Source organism: Rhodococcus sp. ACPA4 (genome assembly GCF_002300185.1).
GTDB lineage: Bacteria > Actinomycetota > Actinomycetes > Mycobacteriales > Mycobacteriaceae > Rhodococcus_F > Rhodococcus_F globerula.
This window is the reverse complement of record NZ_NSDY01000002.1, coordinates 1,445,414-1,471,820: the sequence shown is the minus strand read 5'-3', so window position 1 is coordinate 1,471,820 and position 26,407 is coordinate 1,445,414. Positions and strand designations below refer to the sequence as shown.

21 protein-coding genes and 2 tRNA genes are annotated in these 26,407 nt (G+C 61.8%); 13 read left to right on the top strand and 10 right to left on the bottom strand.

Annotation, left to right across the window (positions count from 1 at the left end; all coding sequences use genetic code 11):
* Positions 1-27: 27 nt before the first annotated feature.
* Positions 28-2,397 carry a phosphoketolase family protein gene (locus tag CJ178_RS30010; protein ID WP_095888644.1) on the bottom strand — a complete coding sequence of 790 codons (2,370 nt, stop codon included), beginning with the start codon at positions 2,395-2,397 and terminating at the stop codon, positions 28-30.
* A gap of 198 nt (positions 2,398-2,595) precedes the next feature.
* On the opposite strand from CJ178_RS30010, the gene CJ178_RS30005 reads away from it, so the two are divergent.
* The 4 genes from CJ178_RS30005 (at position 2,596) to CJ178_RS29990 (ending at position 6,985) form a co-directional block, all read left to right on the top strand.
* Positions 2,596-2,671 (top strand) — tRNA-Arg (locus tag CJ178_RS30005).
* Positions 2,672-2,754: 83 nt separating this feature from the next.
* Positions 2,755-3,681 (top strand): LysR substrate-binding domain-containing protein, encoded by a 927-nt coding sequence (locus tag CJ178_RS30000; protein ID WP_095888643.1) that lies wholly within the window; start codon positions 2,755-2,757, stop codon positions 3,679-3,681.
* 128 nt (positions 3,682-3,809) lie between these two features.
* Positions 3,810-5,120, top strand: a complete 1,311-nt coding sequence (locus CJ178_RS29995) for an MFS transporter (protein ID WP_033236087.1) — start codon at positions 3,810-3,812, stop codon at positions 5,118-5,120.
* A 2-nt stretch (positions 5,121-5,122) separates the two neighbouring features.
* Positions 5,123-6,985 carry an FAD-dependent monooxygenase gene (locus tag CJ178_RS29990; protein WP_095888753.1) on the top strand — a complete coding sequence of 621 codons (1,863 nt, stop codon included), beginning with the start codon at positions 5,123-5,125 and terminating at the stop codon, positions 6,983-6,985.
* Positions 6,986-7,043: 58 nt separating this feature from the next.
* Here the strand turns inward: CJ178_RS29990 and CJ178_RS29985 are convergent, their stop codons facing one another.
* On the bottom strand, positions 7,044-8,573 hold the full coding sequence (locus CJ178_RS29985) for an MFS transporter (protein ID WP_095888642.1): 1,530 nt from the start codon (positions 8,571-8,573) through the stop codon (positions 7,044-7,046).
* Positions 8,574-8,658: 85 nt separating this feature from the next.
* On the opposite strand from CJ178_RS29985, the gene CJ178_RS29980 reads away from it, so the two are divergent.
* Together CJ178_RS29980 and CJ178_RS29975 are read left to right on the top strand one after the other, a co-directional pair.
* Positions 8,659-9,036, top strand: coding sequence for a MarR family winged helix-turn-helix transcriptional regulator (locus tag CJ178_RS29980; protein WP_033236085.1), 378 nt, complete (start codon positions 8,659-8,661; stop codon positions 9,034-9,036).
* A 235-nt stretch (positions 9,037-9,271) separates the two neighbouring features.
* Positions 9,272-10,420 carry a N(5)-(carboxyethyl)ornithine synthase gene (locus CJ178_RS29975; RefSeq protein ID WP_095888641.1) on the top strand — a complete coding sequence of 383 codons (1,149 nt, stop codon included), beginning with the start codon at positions 9,272-9,274 and terminating at the stop codon, positions 10,418-10,420.
* Positions 10,421-10,427: 7 nt separating this feature from the next.
* Here the strand turns inward: CJ178_RS29975 and CJ178_RS29970 are convergent, their stop codons facing one another.
* The 5 genes from CJ178_RS29970 to CJ178_RS29950 form a co-directional block, all read right to left on the bottom strand.
* Positions 10,428-10,799: a limonene-1,2-epoxide hydrolase family protein gene (locus CJ178_RS29970; protein WP_033236083.1), complete on the bottom strand. Its 372-nt coding sequence runs from the start codon at positions 10,797-10,799 to the stop codon at positions 10,428-10,430.
* A complete protein-coding gene (locus CJ178_RS29965) occupies positions 10,796-11,941 on the bottom strand; it encodes a 3'(2'),5'-bisphosphate nucleotidase CysQ (protein WP_095888640.1) in 1,146 nt (381 codons plus the stop codon). Before CJ178_RS29965 ends, CJ178_RS29970 begins: the two co-directional genes overlap by 4 nt.
* On the bottom strand, positions 11,938-13,782 hold the full coding sequence (gene cysC, locus CJ178_RS29960) for an adenylyl-sulfate kinase (protein ID WP_095888639.1): 1,845 nt from the start codon (positions 13,780-13,782) through the stop codon (positions 11,938-11,940). The genes CJ178_RS29965 and cysC overlap by 4 nt, the downstream gene beginning before the upstream one ends.
* Positions 13,782-14,708, bottom strand: coding sequence for a sulfate adenylyltransferase subunit CysD (cysD, locus tag CJ178_RS29955; protein WP_092807641.1), 927 nt, complete (start codon positions 14,706-14,708; stop codon positions 13,782-13,784). Before cysD ends, cysC begins: the two co-directional genes overlap by 1 nt.
* 93 nt (positions 14,709-14,801) lie before the next feature.
* Complete coding sequence (locus CJ178_RS29950; protein ID WP_095888638.1) at positions 14,802-15,725, bottom strand: helix-turn-helix domain-containing protein; 924 nt, start codon at positions 15,723-15,725, stop codon at positions 14,802-14,804.
* Between the two features lie 115 nt (positions 15,726-15,840).
* Here CJ178_RS29950 and CJ178_RS29945 point away from each other — a divergent pair, with 115 nt between their 5' ends.
* The 4 genes from CJ178_RS29945 (at position 15,841) to CJ178_RS29930 (ending at position 20,425) form a co-directional block, all read left to right on the top strand.
* The gene (locus CJ178_RS29945) at positions 15,841-17,007 is read left to right on the top strand and encodes a hypothetical protein (protein ID WP_095888637.1); all 1,167 of its coding nucleotides are present in this window, start codon (positions 15,841-15,843) and stop codon (positions 17,005-17,007) included.
* Positions 17,008-17,010: 3 nt separating this feature from the next.
* The gene (locus tag CJ178_RS29940) at positions 17,011-17,793 is read left to right on the top strand and encodes an SDR family oxidoreductase (protein ID WP_033236077.1); all 783 of its coding nucleotides are present in this window, start codon (positions 17,011-17,013) and stop codon (positions 17,791-17,793) included.
* A gap of 7 nt (positions 17,794-17,800) precedes the next feature.
* Complete coding sequence (locus tag CJ178_RS29935; RefSeq protein ID WP_033236076.1) at positions 17,801-18,940, top strand: sulfotransferase family protein; 1,140 nt, start codon at positions 17,801-17,803, stop codon at positions 18,938-18,940.
* A gap of 108 nt (positions 18,941-19,048) precedes the next feature.
* Positions 19,049-20,425 carry an alpha/beta hydrolase domain-containing protein gene (locus tag CJ178_RS29930; RefSeq protein ID WP_095888636.1) on the top strand — a complete coding sequence of 459 codons (1,377 nt, stop codon included), beginning with the start codon at positions 19,049-19,051 and terminating at the stop codon, positions 20,423-20,425.
* A gap of 3 nt (positions 20,426-20,428) precedes the next feature.
* Here the strand turns inward: CJ178_RS29930 and CJ178_RS29925 are convergent, their stop codons facing one another.
* A complete protein-coding gene (locus tag CJ178_RS29925; RefSeq protein WP_095888635.1) occupies positions 20,429-21,268 on the bottom strand; it encodes an alpha/beta fold hydrolase in 840 nt (279 codons plus the stop codon).
* A gap of 575 nt (positions 21,269-21,843) precedes the next feature.
* A tRNA-Cys gene (locus tag CJ178_RS29920) sits at positions 21,844-21,914 on the bottom strand.
* A gap of 268 nt (positions 21,915-22,182) precedes the next feature.
* Here CJ178_RS29920 and CJ178_RS29915 point away from each other — a divergent pair.
* Both CJ178_RS29915 and CJ178_RS29910 read left to right on the top strand, forming a co-directional pair.
* Positions 22,183-23,445, top strand: a complete 1,263-nt coding sequence (locus tag CJ178_RS29915; RefSeq protein ID WP_095888634.1) for a hypothetical protein — start codon at positions 22,183-22,185, stop codon at positions 23,443-23,445.
* Between the two features lie 75 nt (positions 23,446-23,520).
* Positions 23,521-24,732: a multidrug effflux MFS transporter gene (locus CJ178_RS29910; protein ID WP_257013570.1), complete on the top strand. Its 1,212-nt coding sequence runs from the start codon at positions 23,521-23,523 to the stop codon at positions 24,730-24,732.
* Here CJ178_RS29910 and mraY read toward each other — a convergent pair.
* Positions 24,729-25,805: a phospho-N-acetylmuramoyl-pentapeptide-transferase gene (mraY, locus tag CJ178_RS29905; RefSeq protein ID WP_095888632.1), complete on the bottom strand. Its 1,077-nt coding sequence runs from the start codon at positions 25,803-25,805 to the stop codon at positions 24,729-24,731. The genes CJ178_RS29910 and mraY overlap by 4 nt on opposite strands.
* An 85-nt stretch (positions 25,806-25,890) precedes the next feature.
* On the opposite strand from mraY, the gene CJ178_RS29900 reads away from it, so the two are divergent.
* On the top strand, positions 25,891-26,403 hold the full coding sequence (locus CJ178_RS29900; RefSeq protein ID WP_033236071.1) for a MarR family winged helix-turn-helix transcriptional regulator: 513 nt from the start codon (positions 25,891-25,893) through the stop codon (positions 26,401-26,403).
* Positions 26,404-26,407: the final 4 nt, after the last annotated feature.

Sequence of the window (26,407 nt, the reverse complement as noted above, 5' to 3'; positions counted from 1 at the left end):
CCGAACTGGGCCTGGTCCTGATCTACTTCAGGACCAGGTCCAGTTTTCTATTTCCGGCATGTCCTCGAGGTGTTCGACGATGTAGCGGGAATGCTTCTCCAGCTGCGACCGACAGAATTCGGCCAGCTCCGGAGATCCGGCCGTTCGCCGCTTCGAGCGTCGTAGTGCCTCGATCACCAGGTGGTAGCGGCTCATCTTGTTGAGCACGACCATGTCGAACGGTGTTGTGGTGGTTCCTTGTTCACTGAATCCCCGAACGTGGAAACGCTCCGGCGATGGCCGCCCGTGCATGAGCTCGTGAATTGCGCGGGAGTAGCCGTGGAACGCGAACACGACGTCGGTCTGCGCGGTGAACAGATCGAGGAAGATTCGCTCACCGAATCCGTGTGGGTGCTCGGTCGGCGTCAGCAACGCCATGAGGTCGACGACGTTGACCACCCGCACCCGTAGGTCCGGAGTGTGCTCTCGGAGCAGTTGGGCGGCGGCAAGAATTTCTTGTGTCGGAACGTCTCCCGCTGCCGCGAGCACAACATCCGGCTCGTCGCCGTGAACTTCCGTTCCCGCCCACTCCCACACCGAAGCACCGGCAGCGCAGTGCGCGTGTGCCTGCTCGAGCGTGAGGTACTGCAGATGTGGCTGCTTGTCGACGACGATCAGATTCACGTGATCAGTGCTGCGCAGGCAGTGATCCGAAATCGACAGCAACGTGTTGGAGTCCGGCGGCAGCCACACACGGATAACACTGGGCGCCAAAGGAATCACGGCGTCGATCATTCCCGGGCCCTGATGGCTGAAACCGTTGTGATCGTTACGCCAACACGTACTTGTGAGCAGTACGTTGAGCGACGCCACCGGAGCGCGCCACGGCAATTCGACTGCATGTTGGAGCCATTTGGCGTGCTGGATGAGCATCGAGACGCTCACCATCGCAAAGGCCTCGTAGCTGGCGAACATTCCGTGCCGGCCGGACAACAGATAGCCTTCGAGCCAACCCTCACACAGGTGCTCGCTGAGCACTTCCATGACTCGTCCGTCTGTGGAGAGTCCGTCGTCGAATTCGGTGATCGGCAATTGCCAACAGCGCTCTGTTGTCTCGAAGACGGCGCCGAGTCGGTTACTCGACGTCTCGTCCGGACAGAAGAGTCGGAAGATTCCGCCGCCGTCGTCGGTTTCGGTGGCGGCGTAGACGTCTCGGAGCAATTCTCCGAGTACCCGGGTGGTCTCGTGGAACGTCGAACCCGGCGATTCGATGGGGAGCGCGTACTTCTCGAGGGCCGGCACGGGAAGGTCGACGCGCAGGCGCCCACCGTTGGCGTACGGCGTGCTGCCCATCCGCTTGTCGCCGGCAGGGGCCAACGCGGCCAGGTCGGGTCGCAATGATCCGTTTGCGTCGAACAACTCGTCCGGCCGGTAGGAACGCATCCATTCTTCGAGTTGGCGCAGGTGCGCTTCGTTGGTGCGCACTCCCGACAGCGGCACCTGATGCGCCCAGTGGGTACCTTCCACCAATTTCCCGTCAACCGTGTGCGGCCCTGTCCACCCCTTGGGCGTGCGCAGGACAATCGCCGGCCATTTACCCGACCACTCCTTGCCGCCGCGCGCCTTCGCCTGCCGATCACGAATCATGTTGTGAGCATTGACTATTGCTCGGTACAACTGCGGGAAGACCGCACCGGGATCATCTCCGGACACAACAACGGGATCCCACCCCTGACCGCTGAGAAACGCCTGGACATCCTCGTCGCTGCTGCGCCCGTACACCGTCGGTCCCGCGATCTTGGCGCCGTTGACGTGCAGGATCGGCAGCACCGCTCCATCGCGACGCGGATTGAGGAAGGCCGGGAGTTTCCACGATCCCGACAACGGACCCGTTTCCGCCTCACCGTCACCGATGACACATGCCACCAACAAGTCCGGATGGTCGAACGCGGCGCCCGCCGCGTGTGCGAGCGCGTACCCCAACTCGCCACCTTCGTGAATGCTGCCGGGAGTCTGCACGCTGACGTGACTCGGCACACCGCCCGGAGCCGAGAACCGTCGGCACATCCGATGAATACCCTCACCGTCCGCCGGTACGTCGGGATAGATCTCCGAGTACGTCCCTTCCAGGTACGTCGACGCGACCAATGCCGGTCCGCCGTGTCCGGGCCCCGTCACGTACAGCCAATCCGCGTCGGTGGCAACGATGTGCCGATTCAGCAACGTGTAGATCATCGACAAACCCGGACTGGTTCCCCAATGCCCGAGCAGTCGGGGTTTGATGTGCTTCGCTTGCAACGGTTCTCGCAGCAAAGTGTTGTCCTGCAGGTAAATCTGCGCGACGGTCAGATAGTTCGCGGCTGCCCACCACTGCAGGTCCAGCTCGAGATCGTCGTCGGAATACTGATGATCGGTCATCGTCGACTCCCGTACTTCACGAGGGTGCCCGAGCGGTCCGCCCGAACCTGTGCCCAGAGGCGAGCCTAGGTGCAAACCGCACGGATGTCTTAGTTACCGACGCTCGACGCATTCTTATGTGGGGCCGGTTTGACCACATGCGGGTGTGATGCGCTACGCTAACGCAGCCCAAGTCGGCACACCGATTTTTATCGGTGCGCCCCCGTAGCTCAGGGGATAGAGCGTTCGCCTCCGGAGCGAAAGGCCGCAGGTTCGAATCCTGCCGGGGGCACCACGACAGCGCAGGTTTTCTTACCGGCTGCGCGTCTCGGTGCCACATTTTTCGGGCCTCATTTCTCAGCGACTACCGTTGGCAGCATGCCGCGCCGCGATTCTGCCCCGACCTACACGATGCGTCAGCTTGCCGCGTTCGTGGCGGTAGCAGAGACCGGAACCATCACCGCTGCCGCCGATCTCATGCACCTCTCCCCCTCGGCACTGTCAGCGTCCATCACCGAACTCGAACGCGCCCTGAAAGTTCAACTGTGCGTTCGTCGTCGATCATTCGGCGTTCAACTCACTCGCACCGGCGAATCCGTTCTGGTGCGCGCACGCGCCCTCCTGCAACAGGCCGACGAACTCGAGTCCGACGCACTCGGAACTGCCGGCACCGTTTCCGGGCCCATTGCGATCGGGTGCTACCCCGCATTGGGGCCGACAATTCTGCCGTCGATGATCGCCGGCTTCACACGCACCTACCCGGCAACACAGGTGGAGTTTCGCGAGGACAACCAGAACCGACTGCAGACCCATCTGGAAAACGGCGAGTTGGATCTTGCGATCGCGTACGACCTGGATCTCTCGTCGGAACTGCGCACGATTCCGTTGACCACCCGACAACCTCTGATCGTCTTGAGCGCCGAGCACCCGTTGGCGCAATCGGAGAACCCCATTCATCTCCCTGATCTCGCCAAGTTTCCGATGGTCCTCCTCAACGCACCACCGAGCACCAAACACGCACTCGACGTGTGTCGCCTCGGCGGGTTCGTCCCGGACGTTGCCTACCGAACCGGGAACTTCGAGACGGCGCGAGCCTTTGTCGGGCGCGGTCTCGGCTGGACGCTCCTGCTCCAGCGCCCGAAGATGGACATTACGTACGAGGGTCTCGAGGTAGTCGTGAAAACGATCGGATCGCCCGCAGTTCCTTCGGTGGACGTAGTGCTCGCCTGGCACCAGCACGCACGCCTCAGTCGAGTGGCACGAAGTTTTATAGAATTCGTTTCACAGCAGGACGATCGGCAATAACGACCCGACCAGGACAAATCTCTCCTTCCATCATTTTTCCGTGGAAGAACCTCCAATTCTTTAGCTTTTCAAGTGTTGTGGCGCGCGTCATTGTGTCTTCAAGCGATATTCATGTCGAAAGGCAATTCATGACCTCCACCGCCACGCCGCATACGGTGCGCGCTGCCGCGAGCGCCAAAGCGCGCAAAGCCGCCCTCGGCAGCTTTGTCGGCACCGCCATCGAGTGGTACGACTTCTTCATCTACGGCACCGCTGCGGCGCTTGTACTCGGCACGCAGTTCTTCCCCGGCACGTCCGAACTCGCCGGAACCTTGGCCGCCTTCGCTACACTCGCCGTAGGATTCATCGCGCGCCCCATCGGCGGAATCGTGATGGGACATTTCGGCGACCGCATCGGACGCAAGTCCATGCTCGTACTCTCGCTGCTCCTGATGGGCGGCGCGACCGTTGCCATCGGCCTGCTGCCGAATTACGACTCGATCGGTGTCTTTGCGCCCGTCCTTCTCGTGACATTCCGCTTCATCCAGGGCCTGGGCGTCGGCGGCGAATGGGGTGGAGCAGTCCTGGTTGCGACCGAAAATGCACCAGAAGGCAAGAAGGGCCTCTACGGCGCGGCGCCGCAGATCGGCGTTCCGGCCGGTGTGCTGATGGCCAACCTCGTGTACCTGCCGCTCGCCGCGTTCATGGACGACAGCACCTTCAACTCCTGGGGTTGGCGAATTCCGTTCCTGCTCAGCGCTGTTCTGGTGGGCGTCGCGATGTGGATTCGACTCGGACTCGAGGAAAGTGACGAGTTCACCGCGTCCAAGGACGACGCTCCTGCCGAGACACTGCCGATCCTCGAGGTGCTGACCAAGCACTGGAAGACCGTACTGCTCGCCGGTGGCACCTTCATCGCCACCAACGGAATCGCGTACGCGTACATGGTGTACGTCCTCAAGTACGGCGAGAAGGAACTCGGATTCAGCAAAACCACGATGCTGTTCCTGCTCATCGCGTCCTGCCCCTTCTGGATGGCCGGAATGGCATTCAGCGCGCACAAGTCGGACTCGATCGGACGCCGAACCGTCTATATCCGTAGCTCAATCGCGTTGGTCGTCGCCGCGGCAGCATTCTTCCCGCTCATGGACACCGCGATCATCCCGGCGATGTTGTTTGCCATGATCGGCCTTGGCTTCACGCTCGGCTGCTGCGCCGGCCCACAATCCGCGCTGTTCGCCGAACTGTTCCCCGCCCACATCCGCTACAGCGGAGCGTCGCTCGGCTACCAGATCGGTGCCATTCTCGGCGGCGGCCTGGCCCCGATGATCGCCACCGCACTCTTTGCCGGATTCGGCACGTCGCTCGCCATCACCGTCTACTTCGTGGGAATCGCCGTGATCAGCCTCGTCTCGATCCTGTTGCTCCCCGAACCTTCTGCCGCACAGAAAGCCTCGTGATCATGTCGACTTACTTTCATCCGAAGAAGTACGCCGCCGAGGATTTTGCGTCCCTGGCTCCGTCGGCCGACGCGCTCCCGGTAGTGATCGTCGGAGCCGGCCCCGTCGGCATGGGCGTTGCCATGGGCTTGGCCCAGCGCGGCATTCCCGTCACAATTCTCGAAGCGGCAGATCAGGTTTCGTTCGGCAGCCGCGCGATCTGCGTGTCGCGGCACAGCCTCGAAGTTGCCGAGCGTCTCGGCTTCGGCGCCGAACTCGAAGACATCGTTCTGCCGTGGGTGGGTGGCCGGAGCTACTACCGTGATCAGGAAGTGCTGCACTTCCGTATGGCCTCCGCCGATCACGACGCGCGCGGCCCCATGGTCAACGTGTCGCAATCCGAGTTCGAGCAGATCATGACGGACAAGCTGCTCGCTCACCCCCTCGTGAACTTCCACTGGTCGTCGTCGATCGCGGGCATCGCAACCGGCGACGACGAGGTGACGTTGACCGTCGACACCGCGTTCGGAACTCGCGAACTGCGTGCCGCCTGGGTCGTTGCCGCCGACGGTGGCCGTAGCAAGATGCGCGAACTCAGCGGAATCCGCCTGCAGGGCAACAGCTACGAGGGCAACTACGTCATCGCGGACATTCATTGGGAATCGGAACTACCGGCCGAGCGTCTGGTGTGGTTCGACGCGCCAAGCAACCCGGGTTCCACGATCATCATGCACCGCCAGCCGCGTGACATCTGGCGCATCGACTACCAACTCGACGCGTCGGACGATCCCGAAGCGGAGACGCAGGAAGATCGCATCCGCGACCGCATCACGCGCCACCTCGAATGGCTGCAGAGCGACATCCCGTGGACCCTCGAGTGGTTCGGTTTCTACCGCGCTCATGCACTGGCCTTGGAAGATTTCACGCACGGCCGCGTGCTGTTTGCCGGCGACGCAGCGCATCTCGTCCCTATCTTCGGTGTTCGTGGCCTCAACTCCGGCATGGAAGACGCCGAAACCCTGGTGTGGCAGTTGGCCTCCGTCATCAACGGAGCGTCCGATACCGCCATCCTCGACGCGTATTCGACGGAACGTCGCAGCGCGTGGCAGCAGAACGTCGACAATGCAGGCAAGTCGACGCTCATCATGTCCCCGGGTAGCCACGGACACCGAACCACCCGCGACGCGGTGCTCGAACTCGCCACCACTCGAGGCGAATTCGCGCACCTGATCAATCCGCGCCAGTCGAGCGCTACGCACGCCCACCTCTCACCGCTGACGTGGCCCACCGCTCCGGGCACCGAAGGCGTCCTGCCCGGTGATCCGCTCGAAGACAGGATCGTCGCGGTCTCGGCGGACGGCTCGGAAACCTCCTTGAATCGTTTGCGCGGTACGGGATTCGGTGTGCTGGCCTTCGGCCTGTCGGCTGAATTGGCTTCCGAACTTGCCGCGCAGGCCGATGTTCTTGCTCGCGCACTTGCACCGGAAACCGTGCGGGTCATCACCGTGGGCGGTGCCGATGCCACGGTCGACGACGCTAGCGGCGACCTCGCGGCTGCACTCGGTGCTCGCGTCGGCGAGATCTTCGTGATCCGCCCCGACGGTTTGGTTCTGTGCCGGATCAGCGATCCCGCACAATTGGGCGATGTAGCCAAGCATCTCACCGCCGGAACTGCGCCAACCCACTTCGACGCGGCAGTGTCCGTGACAGCTGCAGCGGTCGGAGACGATGCCCGTCGTGAGCACGTGTGGTTGGCACTCTCCAACGCACTCGATCAGGCCGAGCCGGCTGATCGTGAAGGCATGTTGGTGCGCCTGGCCATGATCCTCGGCTCGCAAGCGAGCACTGCCGACTTCGACAGTGCTGTTGGGTCCGCTTCGCGTTAGTCACGATCGAAAATAGTTCAGCCGCGCAGGAGAATTCCTGCGCGGCTGAACTATTTTGCTAGGAGACGGGCGTCAACTCCTTCTCCGCATCGGCGCGCTTGCCACGCACCGATCTTCCCCGCACCAATCTTCCCCGTACCAATGGCGAAACGGTGATGGCCAAGCCCACCAGCGCAACGCCGGTAACCAGGATCAGTCCGGGATGGAACTGTTGGAACCCGGCAGTGCCCGCGCCAGTCACGGTATGCGATCCGGCTGTCACCAGGGCCGTCGTCAGTGCCAGCACAAGGGCCGCACCGACCTGAGCCGACGTGTTCACCAGACCCGAGGCCAAACCTTGCTCCGAGTCGTCGACGCCAGAGGTTGCCTGAGCCATGATCGAGGTGTAGCCCAAGGCAAATCCGAGGCCGAGCAGAATGACGCTGGGGAGAATTGCCACAACGTATGACGGTGAATCACTCCCGGCAAACAGGAACCAGAGGTACCCGACGCTCAGCGACGTCAGTGCCGCGATGATGAGTCTGGCACTGCCGTACAGGTCGACCAACCGTCCGACAAACGGCGAACCGAAGGCAACGATGATGCCGGCGGGGAGCAGTGCCATCGCCATCTTCAGGGGCGACCAGCCGAGGGCGGACTGCAGGAAGATCGTCATCATGAACTGGAAGCTCAGATAGGACCCGAAGAGCGCGATGATGGCGAGATTCGCGCGGACGATGCTGCCGACGCGCAGAAGTCCAAGGCGCACAAGCGGATGTGCCACCTTCTTCTCCACGACAAAGAACGTCGCCAAGAGTACCGCTGCCACGGCAAACGACCCCAAGGTCATCGGGTGCGCCCAACCACGAGTCGGGGCCGAGACCATCGTGTAGACCGTGAGCAGCATTCCCGTCACCAACGTGACGGCGCCAACCAGGTCGTGTCCGCCGTTGTCCGCGGGACGGTCCCGCGGAATGAGGAAGTACCCACCGATCAGCGCGATGACAGCGAAGGGCACCGGCATCAGGAACGTGAATCTCCAACCGGCGCTGGTCAACAGCCCGCCGAGAATCAGTCCGGACGAGTAGCCGCTGGCACCGAATACCGAGAACACGGACAGTGCCCGGTTGCGGGCCGGACCTTCTTTGAACGTCGTGGTGAGGATGGACATCGCGGTCGGAGCGGTGAAGGCGGCAGCGAGCCCCTTCACGAATCGTGATGCGATCAGCAGTGTTCCGTTGTCGACGAGGCCACCGACCAGCGAGGCGATTGCGAACACGGTGAGAGCGATCAGGAAGACCTTCCTACGCCCGAGGAGGTCGGCGGTGCGTCCACCCAGCAGCAGCAGTCCGCCGAATCCGAGGACGTAGCCGTTGATGATCCACTGCAGCGAAGTAGTGGACAGGCCCAGTTCATCGCCGATGGACGGTAGAGCGACGCCCACCATCGACACATCGAGACCGTCGAGGAACAACACGAGGCAGAGCACCGCGAGTATGCCCCACAGCTTGAGGGACCAACCCTCCCCTGTGGCCGGATCCGTGGATTCCGTAGAACCCGGGGATTCCGGCGAATCGAATGGTTTGAGTGTCGAGTCTGTGCAAGTCACGTCAGCGAGAATAGATGCACATGCACTTAATGCACAAGCATTTAATGCAATTGCACGTAATCGAGTCTTCAACTAGAATGCGGTCGTGACGTCGGAATCCGAATTGCGCAACACCTGGCGCTCGCTGTCGACCAGCTACAACGACATCGCATGCGAACTCGATCGCCAGATGCAGTCTGCGCATGGCCTGAGCATGAGCGACTTCGAGGCTCTCGACCGACTCATGGACACCTCGTGTGAGCGTCCACGGATGCAGGATCTGGCCTCGGAGATGTACCTGAGTCCCAGTGCGCTCTCCCGCAGCGTCGCCCGTCTCGAGAAAGCCGGACTGGTTCAACGAGCACTGTGCGAGGCCGACCGGCGCGGAGTCTTCATCGACGTCACCGACAAAGGGCGCGAAGTCCACTCGGATGCCAGCAAAATTCAACTGGCCGTGCTGAATTCACACCTGCGCGCGCAATAGCCCTTACTCACTCGAACGTACCGTCGCATGCCCGAACCCCGGGCGATCAACGAACCCGGCTAGACTGGCCTGGTACCGACGCGCTTTTCTGACGCCGTCGGCGATCGACAGCAGCGCACCCAGCACGCCCTCAGGCGGTCCTGGTCCAGGCATTCTGCCAGCGTTCCTGCGGCTTCTGCTCTTCCCTCAGGCTCCTGCCTGACATCTCTACCTGCTCCTATCGAGAGATACACAATTGAACAACGTACGCACCCTTGGAGTCATCGGACAGTCGAGCAAACCGGCAGAACGCCGGTTGCCGATCCACCCTGCCCATTTCGATCGGATCGACGCTGAACTTCGCTCGCGCATCTACCTCGAAGAGGGCTACGGCCATGCCTTCGGGTACTCAGACGACACCCTCTCAGGCCTGGTGGCCGGAATCCGCACGCGCAAGGAAATTTTGGCGGAAACCGATGTGGTTCTCCTACCGAAACCGTTGGCGGCCGACCTCGCCGAACTCCGCACCGGCCAGGTGCTCTGGGGCTGGCCGCACTGCGTGCAGGACACCGAACTGACCCAGATCGCGATCGACAAGAAGCTGACTCTCATCGCTTTCGAGGCCATGAACCACTGGCACAGCGACGGATCCTTCAATTTGCATGTCTTCCACAAGAATAACGAGTTGGCGGGCTACAGCTCGGTTCTCCATGCCTTGCAGTTGATCGGTTCCACCGGCGACTACGGGCGACGCCTCACCGCTGCCGTCATCGGTTTCGGTGCCACCGCCCGCGGCGCCGTCACGGCACTCAAGGCGCATGGTATCCATGAAGTCGACGTGCTGACCCAACGCGGCGTCACCGCCGTCAGCTCCCCCATCCACTCGGCTCGGATGGTCTCGTTCGACAACAACAACGGCGATGTTCGCGGCAGTCACGTGATGATCGACAATCACAGCGTGCCTGTTCCCGGCTTCCTCGCCGAGCACGACATCGTCGTCAATTGTGTACTGCAGAACACGGATACACCGCTGACGTTCCTCACCGAGGAAGACCTCGTGAACTTTCAGCCCGGCAGCCTCATCGTCGACGTCTCGTGCGACGAAGGAATGGGATTCAGCTGGGCTCGCCCCACCTCGTTCGCGGAGCCGACCTTCATCGTCGGTGACAACATCACCTACTACGGCGTCGATCACAGCCCGTCGTACCTGTGGAACTCCGCATCGTGGGAGATCAGCGAATCACTTCTCCCCTACCTACCTGCCGTCATGGCGGGCGAGACGGCGTGGAAAGCAGACGAGACCTTGGAGCGGGCCATCGAAATCCGTGACGGCGTCATCGTGAATCCGGCCATCACCCGATTCCAGCACCGCTCACCGGACTACCCACACCCGATTCTGGCGTAGTGAACAATCAGCCCTGGCCGGCTGCCGCCGTGATCGGCGCCATGTCGAAGTAGTCGCGCCAGGCGCTGATTTTCCCGTCACGGACTTCGAACACGCCCATCACCGGTAGCGCTACCTCCGCGCCGTTGATGCTGAAGACGTCGATGCGCTCGTTCATGACTACGTCACCGCCTGAGACCTGACGCTTGGTCTGAAAGTCGATGTTGCCGAAGGCACCCACAAACTGCTCGATGAACGTCCGGACGGCCTCGCGCCCGACCACGGGTTCCATCGGAATATTGTGGTAGACGATGTCATCGGTGAAGTAGTCGACGATCTTCGCGATGTCCGCGTCGGCCCATTCCTTGCAAAATTCGGTGACCAAAGTGTCGGGTGTCATTGTGCGTCATCCTTTTTCGGGTGCGGTTCGATAATTGCCATGATGCTTTCGATCTCGCCTGCCGGTATTCCGAAGTACTCGGTGATGAATACCGTGACAGCAGGCGCTTGGCCCGGGGTTCCGAGGTCCATCAGATACCGCGCTACGACGCTTTCGCCCCACTCACGCAGCGCGAGTTCACGTATGGCGACGATTCCGCGATATTGCTGCCCCTGTTCTAGCTCGTTGCTGATGAAAGCGCCGGTGTCACCGGTTCGCTGACCGTTCTCGACCCGCCAGGCGTCAGCGGCAAAACGGACCTTCGTTGCGTCATGAGTGAGCAACGCGTTCACGTACTCGCGCGCCATGGCTACGCGTCCGCTGACGGCAGACTCCGTGGAGTGCTTGGCAATTGCGCGCAGGATCGGCTCGGCCAGCTCTGGTCGGCTGATCACCAGGTCCGGCAGATACGGATGAGATTCGTTGTACGACAACGGCGAACCGTCGATGCGGCTGCAGTGCAGCCCCGCAGCCTGGGCTACACCGACGGGCGCAGCCGAATCCCATTCCCACTGCCCACCGGCATGCAGGTAGGCGTCGACGTCGCCGCGCACGACGGCCATCGCCTTGGCACCAGCCGAGCCCATGTGCACAACCTCTGCGCCAAGCTCGGCCGCCACCGCATCGGTGAACGCGGGTGGGCGCGAGCCGCTGACAACAATACGAAGTGGCTGGTTGGCCGGTGCATCCGACACTGCGTCGTTACTCGAGTACACCTGCCCAAGGGCTGGTTGCGACACCGCCGCCGCAGTTATGCCGTGTCCTCGTTCCCAGAGCGCGACGTGCACCGCCCAATCGGAGCGAGCGGGCATCCCGTATTCCTTGGATCCGTCGAGAGGGTCGATGATCCACACGCGCGAGGCTTCGAGCCTGGTGCGATCGTCGGCGGATTCTTCGGACAGGACTGCGTCATCTGGACGGGTCTCGGCCAGCTGGTCGAGGATGTAGACGTCGGCTGCTTTGTCCCCGCGCCGGCCCAATTCCCGGCCGTCGCCGGCGCCAAGACCCTCCGCTCGAATACCGAGAAGGATGGCTCCGGCGGCTTCTGCCAAGTGCTTCGCCAACTCGGCGTCGGCAGTTCGGCTGTGCGTTGGTTCACTCACAGCGCCAACACTTCCATAATTCGCTGTGCCAGTTCGGCAGGCGTTCCGTCTTCGGGCCGAATTACCAGTTCGGCGTGTTCAGGGACCTCGTAGGGATCGTCGACGCCGGTGAAGCCCGTAATCTCCCCCGCCCGCGCCTTTGCGTACATGCCTTTGGGATCCCGCGCCTCGCATTGCTCGATCGGAGTATCGACATACACCTCGACAAAACGCAGACCTGCAGCTTTGTGAGCAGCGCGGACGCGGTCCCGATCCTCTCGGTACGGACTGATCAGGCAAGCCACGGCGACTGCGCCGGAATCGGCGAACAACTGCGCCACCGATCCCACCCGCCTCACGTTCTCGGCGCGGTCCTGTGCACTGAATCCCAAATCGGCATTGAGTCCATGTCGAAGGTTGTCCCCGTCGAGTCGGTAGGCGGGGGTACCTGCCGCAACCAGCCTGCGTTCGAGTTCCACTGCGATCGTGGATTTCCCGGAAGCCGAGAGGCCGGTAAGCCACACGGTGGCGCCTGCTGTCGCGCGCTCCTCTCGGGAGACTTCGGAGCTGTGCCAGACGACGTGTGAATCCTTGAGCGTCGGGCCGTTGATCATTCCCGCTGCGACGGTATTTCCGGTGATCTCGTCCACGAGGATGAAGCTGCCGGTGACGCGATTACGACGGTAGGGATCGAACATCAGCGGCTGCTGCGTTTTGATGGCGATGCGCCCGATCTCGTTGAGCGACAGCGCCTCCGCGTTCTCGTCGCGGTGCAGCGAATTGACATCGAGGCGGTAGTCGAGGCGCACAATCTGTGCCTTGGTCGAACGAGTCGTGTGCAGCAACGAGTACCGGTTGTTCTCCGACAGTGTGGTTTGGTCGGTGAGCCAACAGATCATTGCGTCGATCTCCTGGCCTACCTGTGGCCGGTTGTTGATCCGACACAGTTGGTCTCCGCGACTGACGTCGAGATGCTCGCTCAGCTCGATGCAGACGGCGGACGGCGCGAAAGCTTCGGTTATCGCCGTTCCGCCCGGTCCGTGAACGGCCTTGACCGTCGACGTGAAACCCGAAGGGAGAACTACTACTTCGTCGCCTGGCTTGAAGACTCCACTGGCTACTGTCCCGGCGTATCCACGGAAGTCGTGAAGATCTGCATCGGTCTGCTGCTGCGGACGGATGACGTACTGCACCGGGAATCGCGCATCGATGAGATTGCGATCCGACGCGATGTGCACCTGCTCGAGATGGTGCAGCAGCGACGGACCGTCGTACCAGGACATGTTCTCGGTACGCGCAACGATGTTGTCCCCCAACAGCGCCGATACGGGGATGAAGGACAGATCGTGGACGTCGAGCTTGATCGCGAACTGCCGGAACTCTTCCTTGATCTCCTCGAACCGGTCCTGCGACCACCCAACGAGGTCCATCTTGTTCACACACAGCACGAGGTGCGGAATTCCCAAGAGAGTCGACAGAAACGCATGCCGGCGTGTTTGTTCGAGCACACCTTTGCGCGCGTCGACCAGGATCAGGGCGAGGTCGGCTGTCGACGCACCGGTGACCATGTTCCGGGTGTACTGCTCATGCCCGGGTGTATCCGCGATGATGAACTTGCGATGCGGAGTGGCAAAATATCGGTGTGCCACATCGATAGTGATGCCCTGCTCGCGCTCGGCGCGCAATCCGTCGGTGAGCAGTGCGAGGTTGGCGTACTCGTCACCGCGTTCACGACTACTGCGCTCAACTGCTTCGAGTTGATCTTCGAAGATCGATTTGGAGTCGTAGAGCAATCGGCCGATGAGCGTCGACTTACCGTCGTCGACGCTGCCCGCGGTCGCGACTCGGAGGAGTTGCGGCATCAGAAGTACCCCTCTTTCTTTCGATCTTCCATGCCGGCCTCGGAGATTCGGTCGTCCGCCCGGGTTGCTCCGCGTTCGGTGATCCGGCTCGCGGCCACTTCTTCGACGACGGCGGCGGCCGTTTCGGCGGACGACTCCACACACCCAGTGCAGGTGGCGTCGCCGACAGTCCGGAAACGCACCAGCGCTTCGTACGATTCTTCCCCTGGCCGCAGTTCGAGGAATCGTGTGCGCGCCAACAGCATTCCGTCCCGCGGCACTACCTGCCTTCGGTGGGCGTAGTAGATCTCCGGAAGATTGATCATCTCGCTCTCGATGTACTGCCAGATGTCGAGTTCGGTCCAGTTGGAGAGCGGGAAGATCCGAATATGTTCGCCCTTACGATGTTTGCCGTTGTACAGGTTCCACAGTTCCGGTCGCTGCATCTTGGGATCCCATTGGCCGAATTCGTCCCGGAAACTGAACACTCGTTCTTTTGCTCGCGCCTTCTCTTCGTCCCGGCGAGCCCCACCGAATACGGCGTCGAACTTCCCGTCCCGAATACCGCGGAGCAGTGCGTGAGTTTGCAGGCGGTTGCGACTCGCCCCGACGCCGGTCTCCTCGCTGACCCGGCCTGCGTCGATGTCGTCCTGCACGCTGGCGATCACCATGCGCAATCCGAACCGGTCCACGGTTCGATCACGAAACTCGATTACTTCGTCGAAGTTGTGCCCGGTGTCGACATGCATGACCGCAAACGGCAACGGCGCCGGCCAGAAGGCCTTGGCCGCGACATGCAGCATCACCACGGAATCCTTGCCACCGGAGAACAGAAGCACCGGCTTTTCGAAAGTCGCGGCAACTTCCCGGAATACGTGGACTGCCTCGGCCTCGAGCGCCCGTAGGTGGGACAGCTCGTAGGCGGGCGGGGTCTGGAGTGCGGGCATCGCTTCAGCTCCTACTCGGTGCCGGTACATTTTTGTACCGGACTGGTTCGAGAATGAACGCATTCACAGAATAGAACTCGTTCTACCTAGCGGTCAATGACTGCGAACCGGAACCCGCCCGCCCACCTCCGCAGTCACGGCATCAGCAGCCGCCACCAACGCCGTTGCGCGTCGTTCGATCTCGGAACGCGTAATCGAACCGCCGACATAGAGCGTCAACACCAACGCCTGATGACCCTCGGCGTCGTACGTGGGAGCCGCGATCAACGAAACAGGATGCTCGTCGTCCGAGCTGATGTCTCGCCCGAGATAGACCCGCTCCCCCAGACTCGACACCATTTCGCCGAGCAATTCTCGCACCTCGGACGGAAGATCATGTGTCACAACACCTGCCATCAACGTATGCAGGCGTTGACCGATCGGATCGAGACTCTCCACGAGATACCCAGCATCACGGCAGTCGCGCACCACAGTCAACAACCGATCCCGATCGAGGCGCACCGGAAGGCTCGGTTCCCGCGCCAGCCAACTCTCGAGATCATGATCACTTCCCCACAGCACGTACATCAATCCGACCGGCGGAGCGAACGGATACACCTGACCGACCTTTGCCGCTTTCCGTATACCTTCCGGCCCGGTGACTTCGAGAACGCTGATCCGGTCGCCGACCACCGCCGACGCAGTGCAGGTCGTATCGAATTCAGCGCTCAGTTTCTCCAGCTGAGCCCGGGCAATCGGGCCGACGGCAAATCCACGTTGCGCCGCCCGGCCCGCCGCGATCAGCGCCGGACCCAGCCCGTAGGTCTTCACGGCGTCGTCGCGCGTCAGATACCCACGATCCGCCAACACCGTCAGGATTCCCAGCGCAGTCGGCTTGCTGATCTCGAGCGTCCTGGCAAGTTCGGACAACCCGAAACGCTGGTCGGGACGCGCCACCAGGTAGTCGAGCACCTGCACGACGCGTTCGGTAGGTGGAGACTGACGGCCCGCCGAATGCGGCTTCTCGAATTCAGCCATTGACCACTCCCTAGAACGCGTTCTATTGTCAGAATACCAAGATCTACCCCATAGGTACATATTTGTACCACGACGCTCTGGGCCGGCAACACTGCCGGAACTGTGAGGAGCCAGCGTGCTGACGGACCCGTTTGCCCAGGCCATCGCCGAGGCCGAAAAACTCATCGAGACGGCCCCGCACATCAGATCCGAACAAGACCTGCTCGAGGGCTACCAGTACCTGGCAGGTGGAGTCATCGCGACAATGCACGCAGCCTGGGCCGCCGAGAAAACCCACCCCAGTTTCATCCAGGGAACCGGACCCTTCACGAAAATGGGGCTCGACAACCCCGACACGATGTACTTCGGCGCCCGCATCAACGACGATCAGGAATACAAGGTCACAGGAAAGCGCGGCACCACAGCCGATCTCAGCTTCCAGGTCCTGAGCGGCAACTACACCAACTCGAACGTGCCCGGTAGCGAGATAGCGTTCGACGACCGCGAGCTCGAGATCGCCGACGACGGCAGTTTTGTCGTGTGGTTCGGCCCCGGACCGGCCGATGGCCGCGCCAATTACTACACCCTTGCACCGGGATCGTCACAGCTCGTCGCGCGAGAGGTGTACAGCGACTGGAGCCAGGAACGCGGAGTCATCCGGATCGAGCGGACGGATTCGATCGGCACGGCGCCCGCGCCGCTCACCGCCGAGGAAACCGAGAAGCGTTTTGCGCGGGCCGGGAAAGCACTGGTCACACGGGTCAAGACGTGGCTGCAGTTCCCGGAGTGGTTCTACCTGAAGCTCCCGGTCAACACCATGACCGAACCTCGCCTGACCCCGGGTGGTCTTGCCACGCAGTACTCCTCGGTGGGGCACTACGAACTCACCGACGATCAGGCCATGATCATCACCGTTCCGGCCTCGGATGCGCCGTATCAGGGCTTCCAACTCGGCAGCCTGTGGTACATCTCGCTCGACTACATCAATCACCAAACGTCACTCAACAACGGCCAGGCTCAGGTAGACCCGGACGGCAAGATCCGAATGGTGGTGAGCGAGAAGAATCCCGGCGTCACCAACTGGGTCGAAACTGTCGGCCACCCGCGCGGGATCCTGCAGTTCCGCTGGCAGCGGGTCTCGCGTGAACTGACACCCGAGGACGGTCCCACCGTCGAAATCGTTGCCGTTGAGGATATTCCGAAACACCTACCACATTTCGACACCAACGCCATCACTACCGATGAATGGGCAGAGCGAATCGCTCAGCGCCAGGCCGCCATCGACAACCGAATGCTGGGGTAACAGATGACCGAATTACTGAAGGACCGAGTAGTTGTCATTTCCGGAGTCGGCCCGGCACTGGGCCGTGCTCTGGCACTACGGTGTGCCTCGGCGGGTGCGAATCTTGTTCTCGCAGCGCGCACGCAGTCACGATTGGACGACGTCGCCAAGGAGATAGTCGACGCGGGTGGACGCGCTGTCACCGTCGCCACCGACATCACCGATCAGGCGTCCGCCGAAAACCTGGTGGCCGAATCCCTCTCCGCCTACGGCAAAGTCGACACGCTGATCAACAACGCCTTTTCCGTGCCGTCGATGAAGCCGTTGGCGCGCACCGACTATCAGCACATCCGCGACAGCATCGAACTCACCGTTCTCGGCGCACTTCGACTGACACAACTCTTCACAGCGCCGCTGGCGGAGTCGACGGGCTCGGTAGTGAACATCAACTCGATGGTTCTGCGACACTCTCAAGAACGGTACGGCAGCTACAAGATGGCAAAGTCGGCACTGCTCGCGATGTCTCAGTCCTTGGCTACCGAACTCGGCCCACAGGGAATCCGCGTCAATTCGATTGCACCCGGATACATCTGGGGTGACACCCTCAAAGGTTACTTCGCCCATCAAGCCGAGAAGTTCGGTATGACCGTCGAGCAGATCTACGAGCACACTGCGGCCAACACCGATTTGAAGCGCCTCCCCACCACCGACGAGGTTGCCGACGCGGCAATTTTCCTCGCGTCGCCGATGGCCAGCGCCATCACCGGTCAATGTATCGACGTCAACTGCGGCGAATTCCATCACTAGGAGCATCATGGCTGAGCGCACACACGTCGGAACCGTCGAAGATCTTCATGCATCCGCAACCAAGATGACGGGGCTCACCGATTTCGGCGTCGACGATTACACCGAAGCTCTGTCGGTTCTCCTCGAGTCGTACGACCGCGACGAGGACCTGACTCCGTTCGGCAGCAAAATCTCTCGCGTTTTCCTCCGCGGTGCACTTGTTGCCCGCCTCCTCAGTGAATCTGCGTGGAAGCAGCATCCGGAGCACGCCGAGGTCAAGATCGAACGCCCGATTTTTGTCACCGGGTTGCCCCGCACCGGAACCACCGCGCTGCACCGACTCTTGACGGTCGACCCCGCGCATCAGGGTCTCGAAATGTGGCTGACGGAGTTTCCGCAGCCTCGCCCGCCACGCGATACGTGGGCATCGAACCCGGTGTTCGCCAAGATCGAGGAGACGTTCGGCCAACACCACGTCGAACACCCCGAGTTCATGGGTGTGCACTACATGTCTGCCAGTGAAGTCGAAGAATGCTGGCAACTGCTCCGGCAGACCTTCAAGTCGGTCTCGTACGAGTGCCTGGCCAACCTACCCACGTACTCGAATTGGCTGAAGGGCCAGGAATGGTCCAATGCCTATGCGCGCCACAAGAAGAACTTGCAGCTGATCGGTCTCCCGGATCAGGATCGTCGATGGGTTCTCAAGAACCCCAGCCACCTGTTTGCACTCGACGAACTGATGGCTGTGTACCCGGACGCATTGATCGTTCAGACCCACCGCTCCCCCACGACAATCATTCCGTCGGTCTGCAGCCTCGCTGCGCAAGCCACCGAGGGGTGGTCGAACACGTTCACCGACAAGGTGATCGGCGAGAGCCAGCTCGAATTGTGGGCCCGAGGGCTCGAACAATTCGACGCGGCACGGGCCCACCACAACCCCGCCCAATTCATCGACGTCGACTACCAGGATTTTGTTGCCGATCCACTCGCCACCGTCGAGAACATCTACACCCACTTCGACCTTCCGTTGACCTCCACCGCACAACAGTCGATGGAGGCTATGCATGACGAAAGTCGTTCCGGTGCACGCAAACCTGCACACAAGTACACCCTGGAGGAGTTCGGCCTGAATGCCGAGCAAGTCGAGGAGCGATTCGGGGCGCGCTGACGCGTCCCGCTCATCGGGAAAAGTCTCGGCGACGGGCCCTCCACTGTGTGATCATCCGCGAGAACCGAACTCGTCGGTTGTAGCCGAAAACCGGAGGGCCCGCTCGCGATGACTCTGCATCTCAACCGATCTGCACTTGTTTCCGGACCGATCGGCGGCGGATCCCACGGGTTCCCCGGTACGTCAACATCGTTGGATATCGCGGCGGCAGGGTACGTCGAACGAGAGTTTTTTGTCAGCGGCGACGCCGCGTCGTACGTCGCCGCAGAAGACTGGGCGTCCGACGGTCAGTGGTCGGTAACGGAAGGACCCACCGCACGGTTTACCACCCGGATCCTTGTACGCACACCTACCGACCCCAGCCGGTTCAACGGAACCGTGGTTGTCGAGTGGCTCAACGTCAGTGGCAACACCGATATCGATGTCGACTTCGGACACATGAACGAGGAGATCACGAGAGGGTATGCGTGGGTGGGTGTTTCCGCGCAGGCTGCCGGAATCACCAGCACCGGAGGCAGTGGCCTCGGCGACGGGGTCGTGGGCCTTCTCACCTGGGATCCCGAGCGTTACGGCGCACTTGATCACCCCGGTGACCATTACTCCTACGACATCTTTTCTCAGGTCGGCGCTGCCCTACGTGCGCCCGGCGATGTCGATCCGCTTGGCGGCCTGATTCCGACACAACTGCTCGCAGCCGGGCAGTCACAGTCAGGTTTCCGCATGCTGACCTACGTCAACGCCGTTCATTCTCATGCACGAGTCTTCGACGGCATGATCATTCACGCGCGCGGAGGTATCGGAGCTCCGCTCGGCGACGGCATGATGCTCATGGATCCGGCGCCTGCCCGCGTGCGCGCGGATCTCGACGTTCCGGTTTTCCAGTTGATCACCGAGACCGAGCTTTTCGAACTGTGCGGTGGACCAGGACCCACCAGTTTTGTCGCGGCTCGTCAGCCCGACACCGACATGATCCGAACCTGGGAAATCGCCGGCACAGCGCACTCCGACGCCTATTCTCTGAAAATCCTTCATCCACAGTATGTTCGACAGTTCTCCGACATCAGGGATCTGGCAGCCCTGTTCCCGATCGTCAACGACGGGCCGCAGCGCTACGTCGCCAACGCCGCTTTGCGCGGGCTGCGTCAGTGGGCTGCGGGCGGCGCGGCACCCACCTCAGCACCCATCATCGACACTGCCGACAATGCGGTGGTGCGAGACCGCCACGGCAACGCGACCGGCGGCGTGCGCACTCCTCAACTCGATGTCCCGATTGCCACATTGACGGGCGAACTAACCCATGTGCCTCATAACGGCGCAACGGTCGCCTTCGACGCGGCGACACTCACTGAGCTCTACCCGAGTCACGACATGTACGTCACTGCCTTCTCCGACGCCGCTCAGCGTGCCGTCGACAGCGGTTACCTGCTCCCCGAGGACGCTGCGATTCTGATCGCCGACGCTCAGGGATCCGACGTCGGCCGCTAGCGGTCAATTCTGCAGGTGCTCTGCGAGCAACCGGTCCAGTTGCTGCGGTGCCTCGTCGGGTATCCAGTGGCTCACGCCGCGAAGAACTTCGAATCGGTACGGGCCGTCCACGTATCGCGTCGTGAGCTCGGCTCCCTTTCTCCCGAGCACGATGTCGCCGTCGCTCCAGATGTGCAGTGTCGGCACGCTGACGCGCCCGGAACCCGCGCTCGGACTGTTCAACGCCAACGCGCGATACCAATTCAGGCCACCGCGTAGGCGTCCCGGCATGGCCATCGCGTCCCGATCGCGGCGGGCGCACTCGAGGCTCTGCCCGCTCTTGACCATGATTGTGTCAGCGGTTCGGCGCAGTATCCATTCCGGAAGTATCGGCAGCTGGAAGGCAAGCATGTACCAGGATCGCAGGGCTTGACTGCTGGTCAGCAATGCTCGGACAAACGCCGCAGGATGCGGAACCGACAACGCCGTCAAGGTGCGGATCAAGTCCGGGCGCTCGGCCGCGACCTGCCAAGCCACGGCGGCTCCCCAGTCGTGGCCGACCAGGTGCACCGGGGCGGCGCCGGCTGCGTCGATCAGGGCAACAGTGTCGGCGGCAAGCTCGCTGCGGCGATACGCACTCCGAGCGCTCGGCCGGGCCTCCGGCGAATAGCCACGTTGATCCGGCGCGAGCGTCCGATAGCCCCGGGCATGGAGCAACGGCACCAGCCGATCCCAAGACGTCGAGTCCTGCGGAAAGCCGTGAAGTAGGACAACTACCGGTCCGTCGAGTGGGCCTTCGTCGCGGACGTCAAACGACAATCCAGAGCGTGTGTACCTTCGTAATCTCGGCACCGGGCGCGTCATAACACGACTTTAAGTGCAATTCGTTGCATTTGTGACCCAGTCCACCGTCCACAGAAGCGTGACGTTAGGTATCTTGCTTGCAGCGGTACTGGACCACAGTTCCCACAAACGTAAGGACTTACGACATGCAGTCTGTTGAAGACGTATTGCCCGAAGGCGTCACCCTCGATGACATCACCAAGGTTTTCAAGCTCGGTGCCGCTGCCATCGCCTTCTTCACCGCGGTGTCCGCCTTCAGCTGATCACCACGCTTCACAAATAACTGGCCGGCCTTCGGGGAGTCCGGCCAGTTTTTGTATGTTGACCCAGATTTCATTCTTCCGAAAGCGGCAAACCGCCCAAAAAGCCGTCAGGCTTGCTAACTTTCTCCTGCACGGCACAACGCCGAGCACTTCAACACTCGGAGGACATTCGTGGGTTCCATCAGCACGCTCAGCACAGTCATCGACGTCCTTGCAGCGATCCAGAAGGCCTTGAAGCTTATTCCGGTGAACAGCTGATCGTTGCAGAACACTCGCCAGATGGTCGGCGAGAAACAAGCGGGGCCGACTTTTGTCGGCCCCGCTTGTCATTCGAGCGGATGGCGGGATTCGAACCCACGTGAACGGCTTTGCAGGCCGGTGCCTAGCCACTCGGCCACACCCGCGTCATGAAGTAACTATGCCCTCGATGCCGCCGCCGAACCACAGTTTTGATCAGCGTGATTCGGGCTACGCCCCTGTGTGCCTTTCCGGTAGCGGGAACTACCAGAAAGGCGCACGGGGGCGAAGCCCCCTGTTTGCTGGGTTACTGGCCGCCAAAGGAGGGGTACTCGCTTGGGAAATACCGACTGTGCCGTACCAGAACAGGCATGGTTCACTCGGGGCTGGAGTGACGCAAGTTACGCCATGCCCCCGAGACGAAAGGCAGCACCGATGCCCCGAGCACGACTTACGGCCGCGACTGCCCTGGCCGCAGCTGCACTGGCCACATTGACAGGTCTCGCTGCGATCGTCGTTGCACCACCTATCGCCTCGGCCGAGAGCACCAACGGCACCGGCATGGCCTATTCGGACCGGACCTTCCAGCCGTTCACCGCGTCGAACGGTCTTTCGTCGAAATACCACGTGTACGCCGCGGGCATTCCCCAGGACCATGCCGCCGGATTGGTGCTGCAGTTCCACGGAGACGGGGCGTACGAATTCGCGAACCCCACCTCGTCGTACAGCCTCGGCGGCCCGTCGGGCATCGTGGCACAAGCCCGCTCACGGGGTTACATCACTGTCCCCGTGCGCACCCCGGACTCTGCCGGGGAAATTACGTGGTGGGAAAACGGGAGCGCAAACGCAGACTTTGTCGCAAACCTGCTCGACACTCTCGAAACGGGCTACAACATCGACACCGAGGACATCTGGCTCGTCGGCTACAGCGGGGGCTCCCAGTTCATCACTCAGTTCTTCCTACCGAAGTACTCGAGCAAGATCGACGGCGGCGGCACTGTGGTCTTCGGCGGCGGCGGCGTGCCACGCGTCTCGGCGCAGCCCTTTGCCGACGGTCTGATCGCCGACCTTCCCATGCATTGGTACACCGGGGCCGCCGACAACGGCACTAACGTCAGCGACGGTTACAACGCCGTGCTCGACGCCCAGAAGGGGTCGGCTTGGTATTCGGCACAAGGCTTTACGACGGATCTCGAGTCTCCCGCCGGCCTCGGCCACAACCTCTCCGGCACATTCGGCACGGTTCTCGCGCGTCACCTGGACGATCACGCCCCGAACAATCAGGTTCCCACAACCACGGTCGCCGCTACACCCGAGCCGACTGCAACCCAGCCGACAACAACAACCACGACGACCACCCCAGCAACAACAACCAGCCCTCCCCCGATCACCACGACAACAACGCCGGTCGCTACGACAACGACAACGACAACGCCACCACCGGCGGTGTGGAACTACACGCTGACTCCGACGAGGATCGGCGCAAATCTAGTCGTCACTATTCCTGCCGGAACCAGTCGGACTACGTTCCGGGTGACAGCCACCCAAGGCCCGTTCTACGTGTACAACTACACAACGCGAACCGGGCTGCGGACGCTGAGCATCGTCTCCAGTCTCGCCCCGAATACGACGTACAACTACACCGTGGAAGCCGATGACGAAATCGTCGGGTCGGGGTCGTTCCAAACGCTTCCCTGACCAACGGGAACAAATCGGACCGTCCTGTTGCTGACTTGCTTCGTGACTGCCGAGAAGACCGCCACCGCACCACCCGTGGATCCCGCTGCTTCGCCGACAACGGTTGAACGTAAGCCGAGCATCGGAAAGATCCTTGCTCTCGGATCCATGACGGCGCTCGGCCCCTTCACCATCGACATGTATCTACCGGCGTTGCCGGATATCGCCGACGACCTCGGCACCTCGTCGTCGACGGTCCAGCTCACGATCACGGGAACGTTGATCGGACTGGCCCTCGGGCAATTGCTCGTCGGCCCGCTTTCGGACACTCTCGGCCGTAAGAAGCCGTTGCTCGCCGGCATCGGCGTGCACGTCGTCGCGTCGTTGCTGGCCGTGTTTGCGCCCACGATTGCTGTTCTCGGCATTCTGCGGGTATTCCAGGGCATGGGCGCGGCCGCTGCCGCTGTGGTCACGATGGCGATCGTGCGCGATCTGTACAGCGGCAATACCGTAGCCGTCGTCATGAGTCGGCTGATGCTTGTTCTCGGCGTCGCGCCGATTCTGGCCCCCAGCATCGGCGGCGCACTGTTGGTTGCGCTCGATTGGCGCGGGATCTTTGTCGTCCTTGCATTGATCGGTGTCGGCACGGCCATGATCGGCGCCTTCGGGATTCCGGAGACTCTGCCCCGCGAGAAGCGGCGCGCCAGCGGCGTGCGATCAGTTCTCCAGATGTACGGATCGCTTCTCCGTGATCGCACCTTCATGGTCCTGACGCTGGTCTCCAGCGTCGGTATGGCGTCTCTGTTCGCGTACGTTTCCGGTGCCTCGTTTGTCTATCAGGACCAGTACGGCCTCAATCAGCAGGAGTTTGCACTGCTGTTCAGCGCCGGCGCCATTGCACTGATCGGCGCGTCACAGGTCAACGTCCGTCTGCTGGATCGCTGGACGCCGCAGCAGATCACCCGGTCGGCGCTTGTCACTGCAGTTGCCTCTGGAGTCTTGGTCATCGTCGTCGCGGCGCTCGACCTTGGCGGCCTGATCGGATTTGTGATCGCGCTGTGGGTCATGCTCGGCGCGGTGGGATTTGTTCTACCGAACGCCCCGGCACTGGCACTCTCCCGTCACGGAGAAGCAGCCGGAACGGCTGCCGCGATGCTGGGCGCGTTCCAGTTCGGTGTGGGCGCTGCCATCGCCCCGGCTGTCGGACTGCTCGGAAACACCAGTACTGCGCTCGCCGTCACGATGACGGCCTGTGTTTCCGTGGGATTGATCGCTCTAGTGGCGACTAGCCGCACGGCTCAGGTCTAGCCGGCAGCCGCAAACCATTCGCTGTAGAAGGTCGCCAGTCCGATCACGCAGGAAATGGCCACGAAAATCCAGAAGCGAGCGATCACCACTGTCTCGGGCCAACCGAGTAACTCGAAGTGATGATGTATCGGGGCCATCTTGAATACGCGTCGGCCGGACGATTTGAACACAAGCACCTGGATGATCACCGACAGGATCTCGGCCACGAACAGGGCGCCGATGATGACCATCAGTAGTTCGGTGTGTGTGGTGACCGAAAGACCGACAACCAAACCGCCGAGTGCCAATGAACCGGTGTCGCCCATGAAGATCTGAGCCGGCGCCGCGTTCCACCACAGGAACCCGAGGCACGCCCCACCCGCCGCTGCGGCAACTATCGCAAGGTCGAGTGGGTCGCGAACGTCGTAGCACCCGGCAACAGGATCGAGGACGCAGGAGTTCCGGTACTGCCATCCTGCGATGACAACGTAAGTGCCCAGGATCATGCCCATCGACCCGGCTGCGAGGCCGTCGAGACCGTCGGTGAAGTTGACGGCGTTGGACCACGCAAAGACAAGCACGCAGAAGAAGATCAGGAACCCGATGGTTCCCATCGAGAACACCGAGATATCTCGAACGTGGGAGAGATATTGACTGCCGGGCGTTACGCCCTTGCTGTTGGAGAACTGCAGAAACAGCACACCGAAAATGATGGCGCTCGCCAACTGTCCGACGGTCTTCGCCGTCTTGTTCAATCCGAGGTTGCGTTTCTTGCGGATCTTGATGAAGTCGTCGAGGAAGCCGACCACACCCAAGGAAGTTGCCAGCGCCAGCACCAACCATCCCGACGCGGACAATCTGGGCAGACGCGAACCGAAACCGATGGCATGGGCAGCCAGGTACCCGGCCCACATGCCCGCGATGATCGCGATGCCGCCCATGGACGGCGTACCGCGCTTACCCTGATGGCTCTGCGGACCGTCGATGCGGATCTCATGCCCGAGCCCCTGTTTGGACAACACCCGGATGAGGAAGGGCGTCAAGAACAGAGCGACGAACAACGAGACGCCACCCGCGACGAGGATTGAAATCACTCGGAGGACTCTACAGATGTGACGGCCCGCGACACATAATCAGACAAGGCGCTCAGGCTCTGGCAGGCATGGGATGATCGAACGTATGCCTCCCCTTTCGCCGCTTCCCATCGACCCCATCGAAGAGGCGCATCGGCAATGGACCGAGCACGGTTGGAGTGACGTTGCCGACGGGATGGCCGCTGTCACGTCGGTGATGCGGGCGCAGCAGATCATGATGGCGCGAGTCGAGGAAGTGCTCAAACCGCTGGGGTTGACGTTCGCTCGCTACGAGTTGTTGACACTGCTCACCTTTACGAGGTCGGGCGCACTGCCCATGACGAAGGCCAGCGCACGCTTGCAGGTTCACCCCACCAGCGTCACGAATGCGGTGGATCGCCTCGAGAAAGCGCAATTGGTACGACGTGTCCCCCACCCCAGCGATCGTCGTACAACACTCATCGAGATTTCGGATTCCGGCCGAGCACTGGCGCTCGAGGCTACGGAACTGCTGAATGCCAAGGTCTTTGCGAACCCAGGCTTGGAACCGGACAAGCTCACGCAATTAGTGACAATCCTCACTGAATTGCGGAAGACCGCTGGCGATTTCGAGGGGTGAAACC

Bases quoted from the DNA above. Each gene is read 5' to 3' on its own strand.
- CJ178_RS30010 (WP_095888644.1), bottom strand. From the start codon at position 2,397: ATGACCGATCATCAGTATTCCGACGACGATCTCGAGCTGGACCTGCAG.
- CJ178_RS29925 (WP_095888635.1), bottom strand. From the start codon at position 21,268: ATGACGCGCCCGGTGCCGAGATTACGAAGGTACACACGCTCTGGATTG.
- CJ178_RS29970 (WP_033236083.1), bottom strand. From the start codon at position 10,799: ATGACACCCGACACTTTGGTCACCGAATTTTGCAAGGAATGGGCCGAC.
- CJ178_RS29935 (WP_033236076.1), top strand. From the start codon at position 17,801: ATGGCTGAGCGCACACACGTCGGAACCGTCGAAGATCTTCATGCATCC.
- CJ178_RS29900 (WP_033236071.1), top strand. From the start codon at position 25,891: ATGCCTCCCCTTTCGCCGCTTCCCATCGACCCCATCGAAGAGGCGCAT.
- CJ178_RS29990 (WP_095888753.1), top strand. From the start codon at position 5,123: ATGTCGACTTACTTTCATCCGAAGAAGTACGCCGCCGAGGATTTTGCG.
- CJ178_RS29995 (WP_033236087.1), top strand. From the start codon at position 3,810: ATGACCTCCACCGCCACGCCGCATACGGTGCGCGCTGCCGCGAGCGCC.
- CJ178_RS29915 (WP_095888634.1), top strand. From the start codon at position 22,183: ATGCCCCGAGCACGACTTACGGCCGCGACTGCCCTGGCCGCAGCTGCA.
- CJ178_RS29950 (WP_095888638.1), bottom strand. From the start codon at position 15,725: ATGGCTGAATTCGAGAAGCCGCATTCGGCGGGCCGTCAGTCTCCACCT.
- CJ178_RS29930 (WP_095888636.1), top strand. From the start codon at position 19,049: ATGACTCTGCATCTCAACCGATCTGCACTTGTTTCCGGACCGATCGGC.
- CJ178_RS30000 (WP_095888643.1), top strand. From the start codon at position 2,755: ATGCCGCGCCGCGATTCTGCCCCGACCTACACGATGCGTCAGCTTGCC.
- CJ178_RS29940 (WP_033236077.1), top strand. From the start codon at position 17,011: ATGACCGAATTACTGAAGGACCGAGTAGTTGTCATTTCCGGAGTCGGC.
- cysC (WP_095888639.1), bottom strand. From the start codon at position 13,782: ATGCCGCAACTCCTCCGAGTCGCGACCGCGGGCAGCGTCGACGACGGT.
- cysD (WP_092807641.1), bottom strand. From the start codon at position 14,708: ATGCCCGCACTCCAGACCCCGCCCGCCTACGAGCTGTCCCACCTACGG.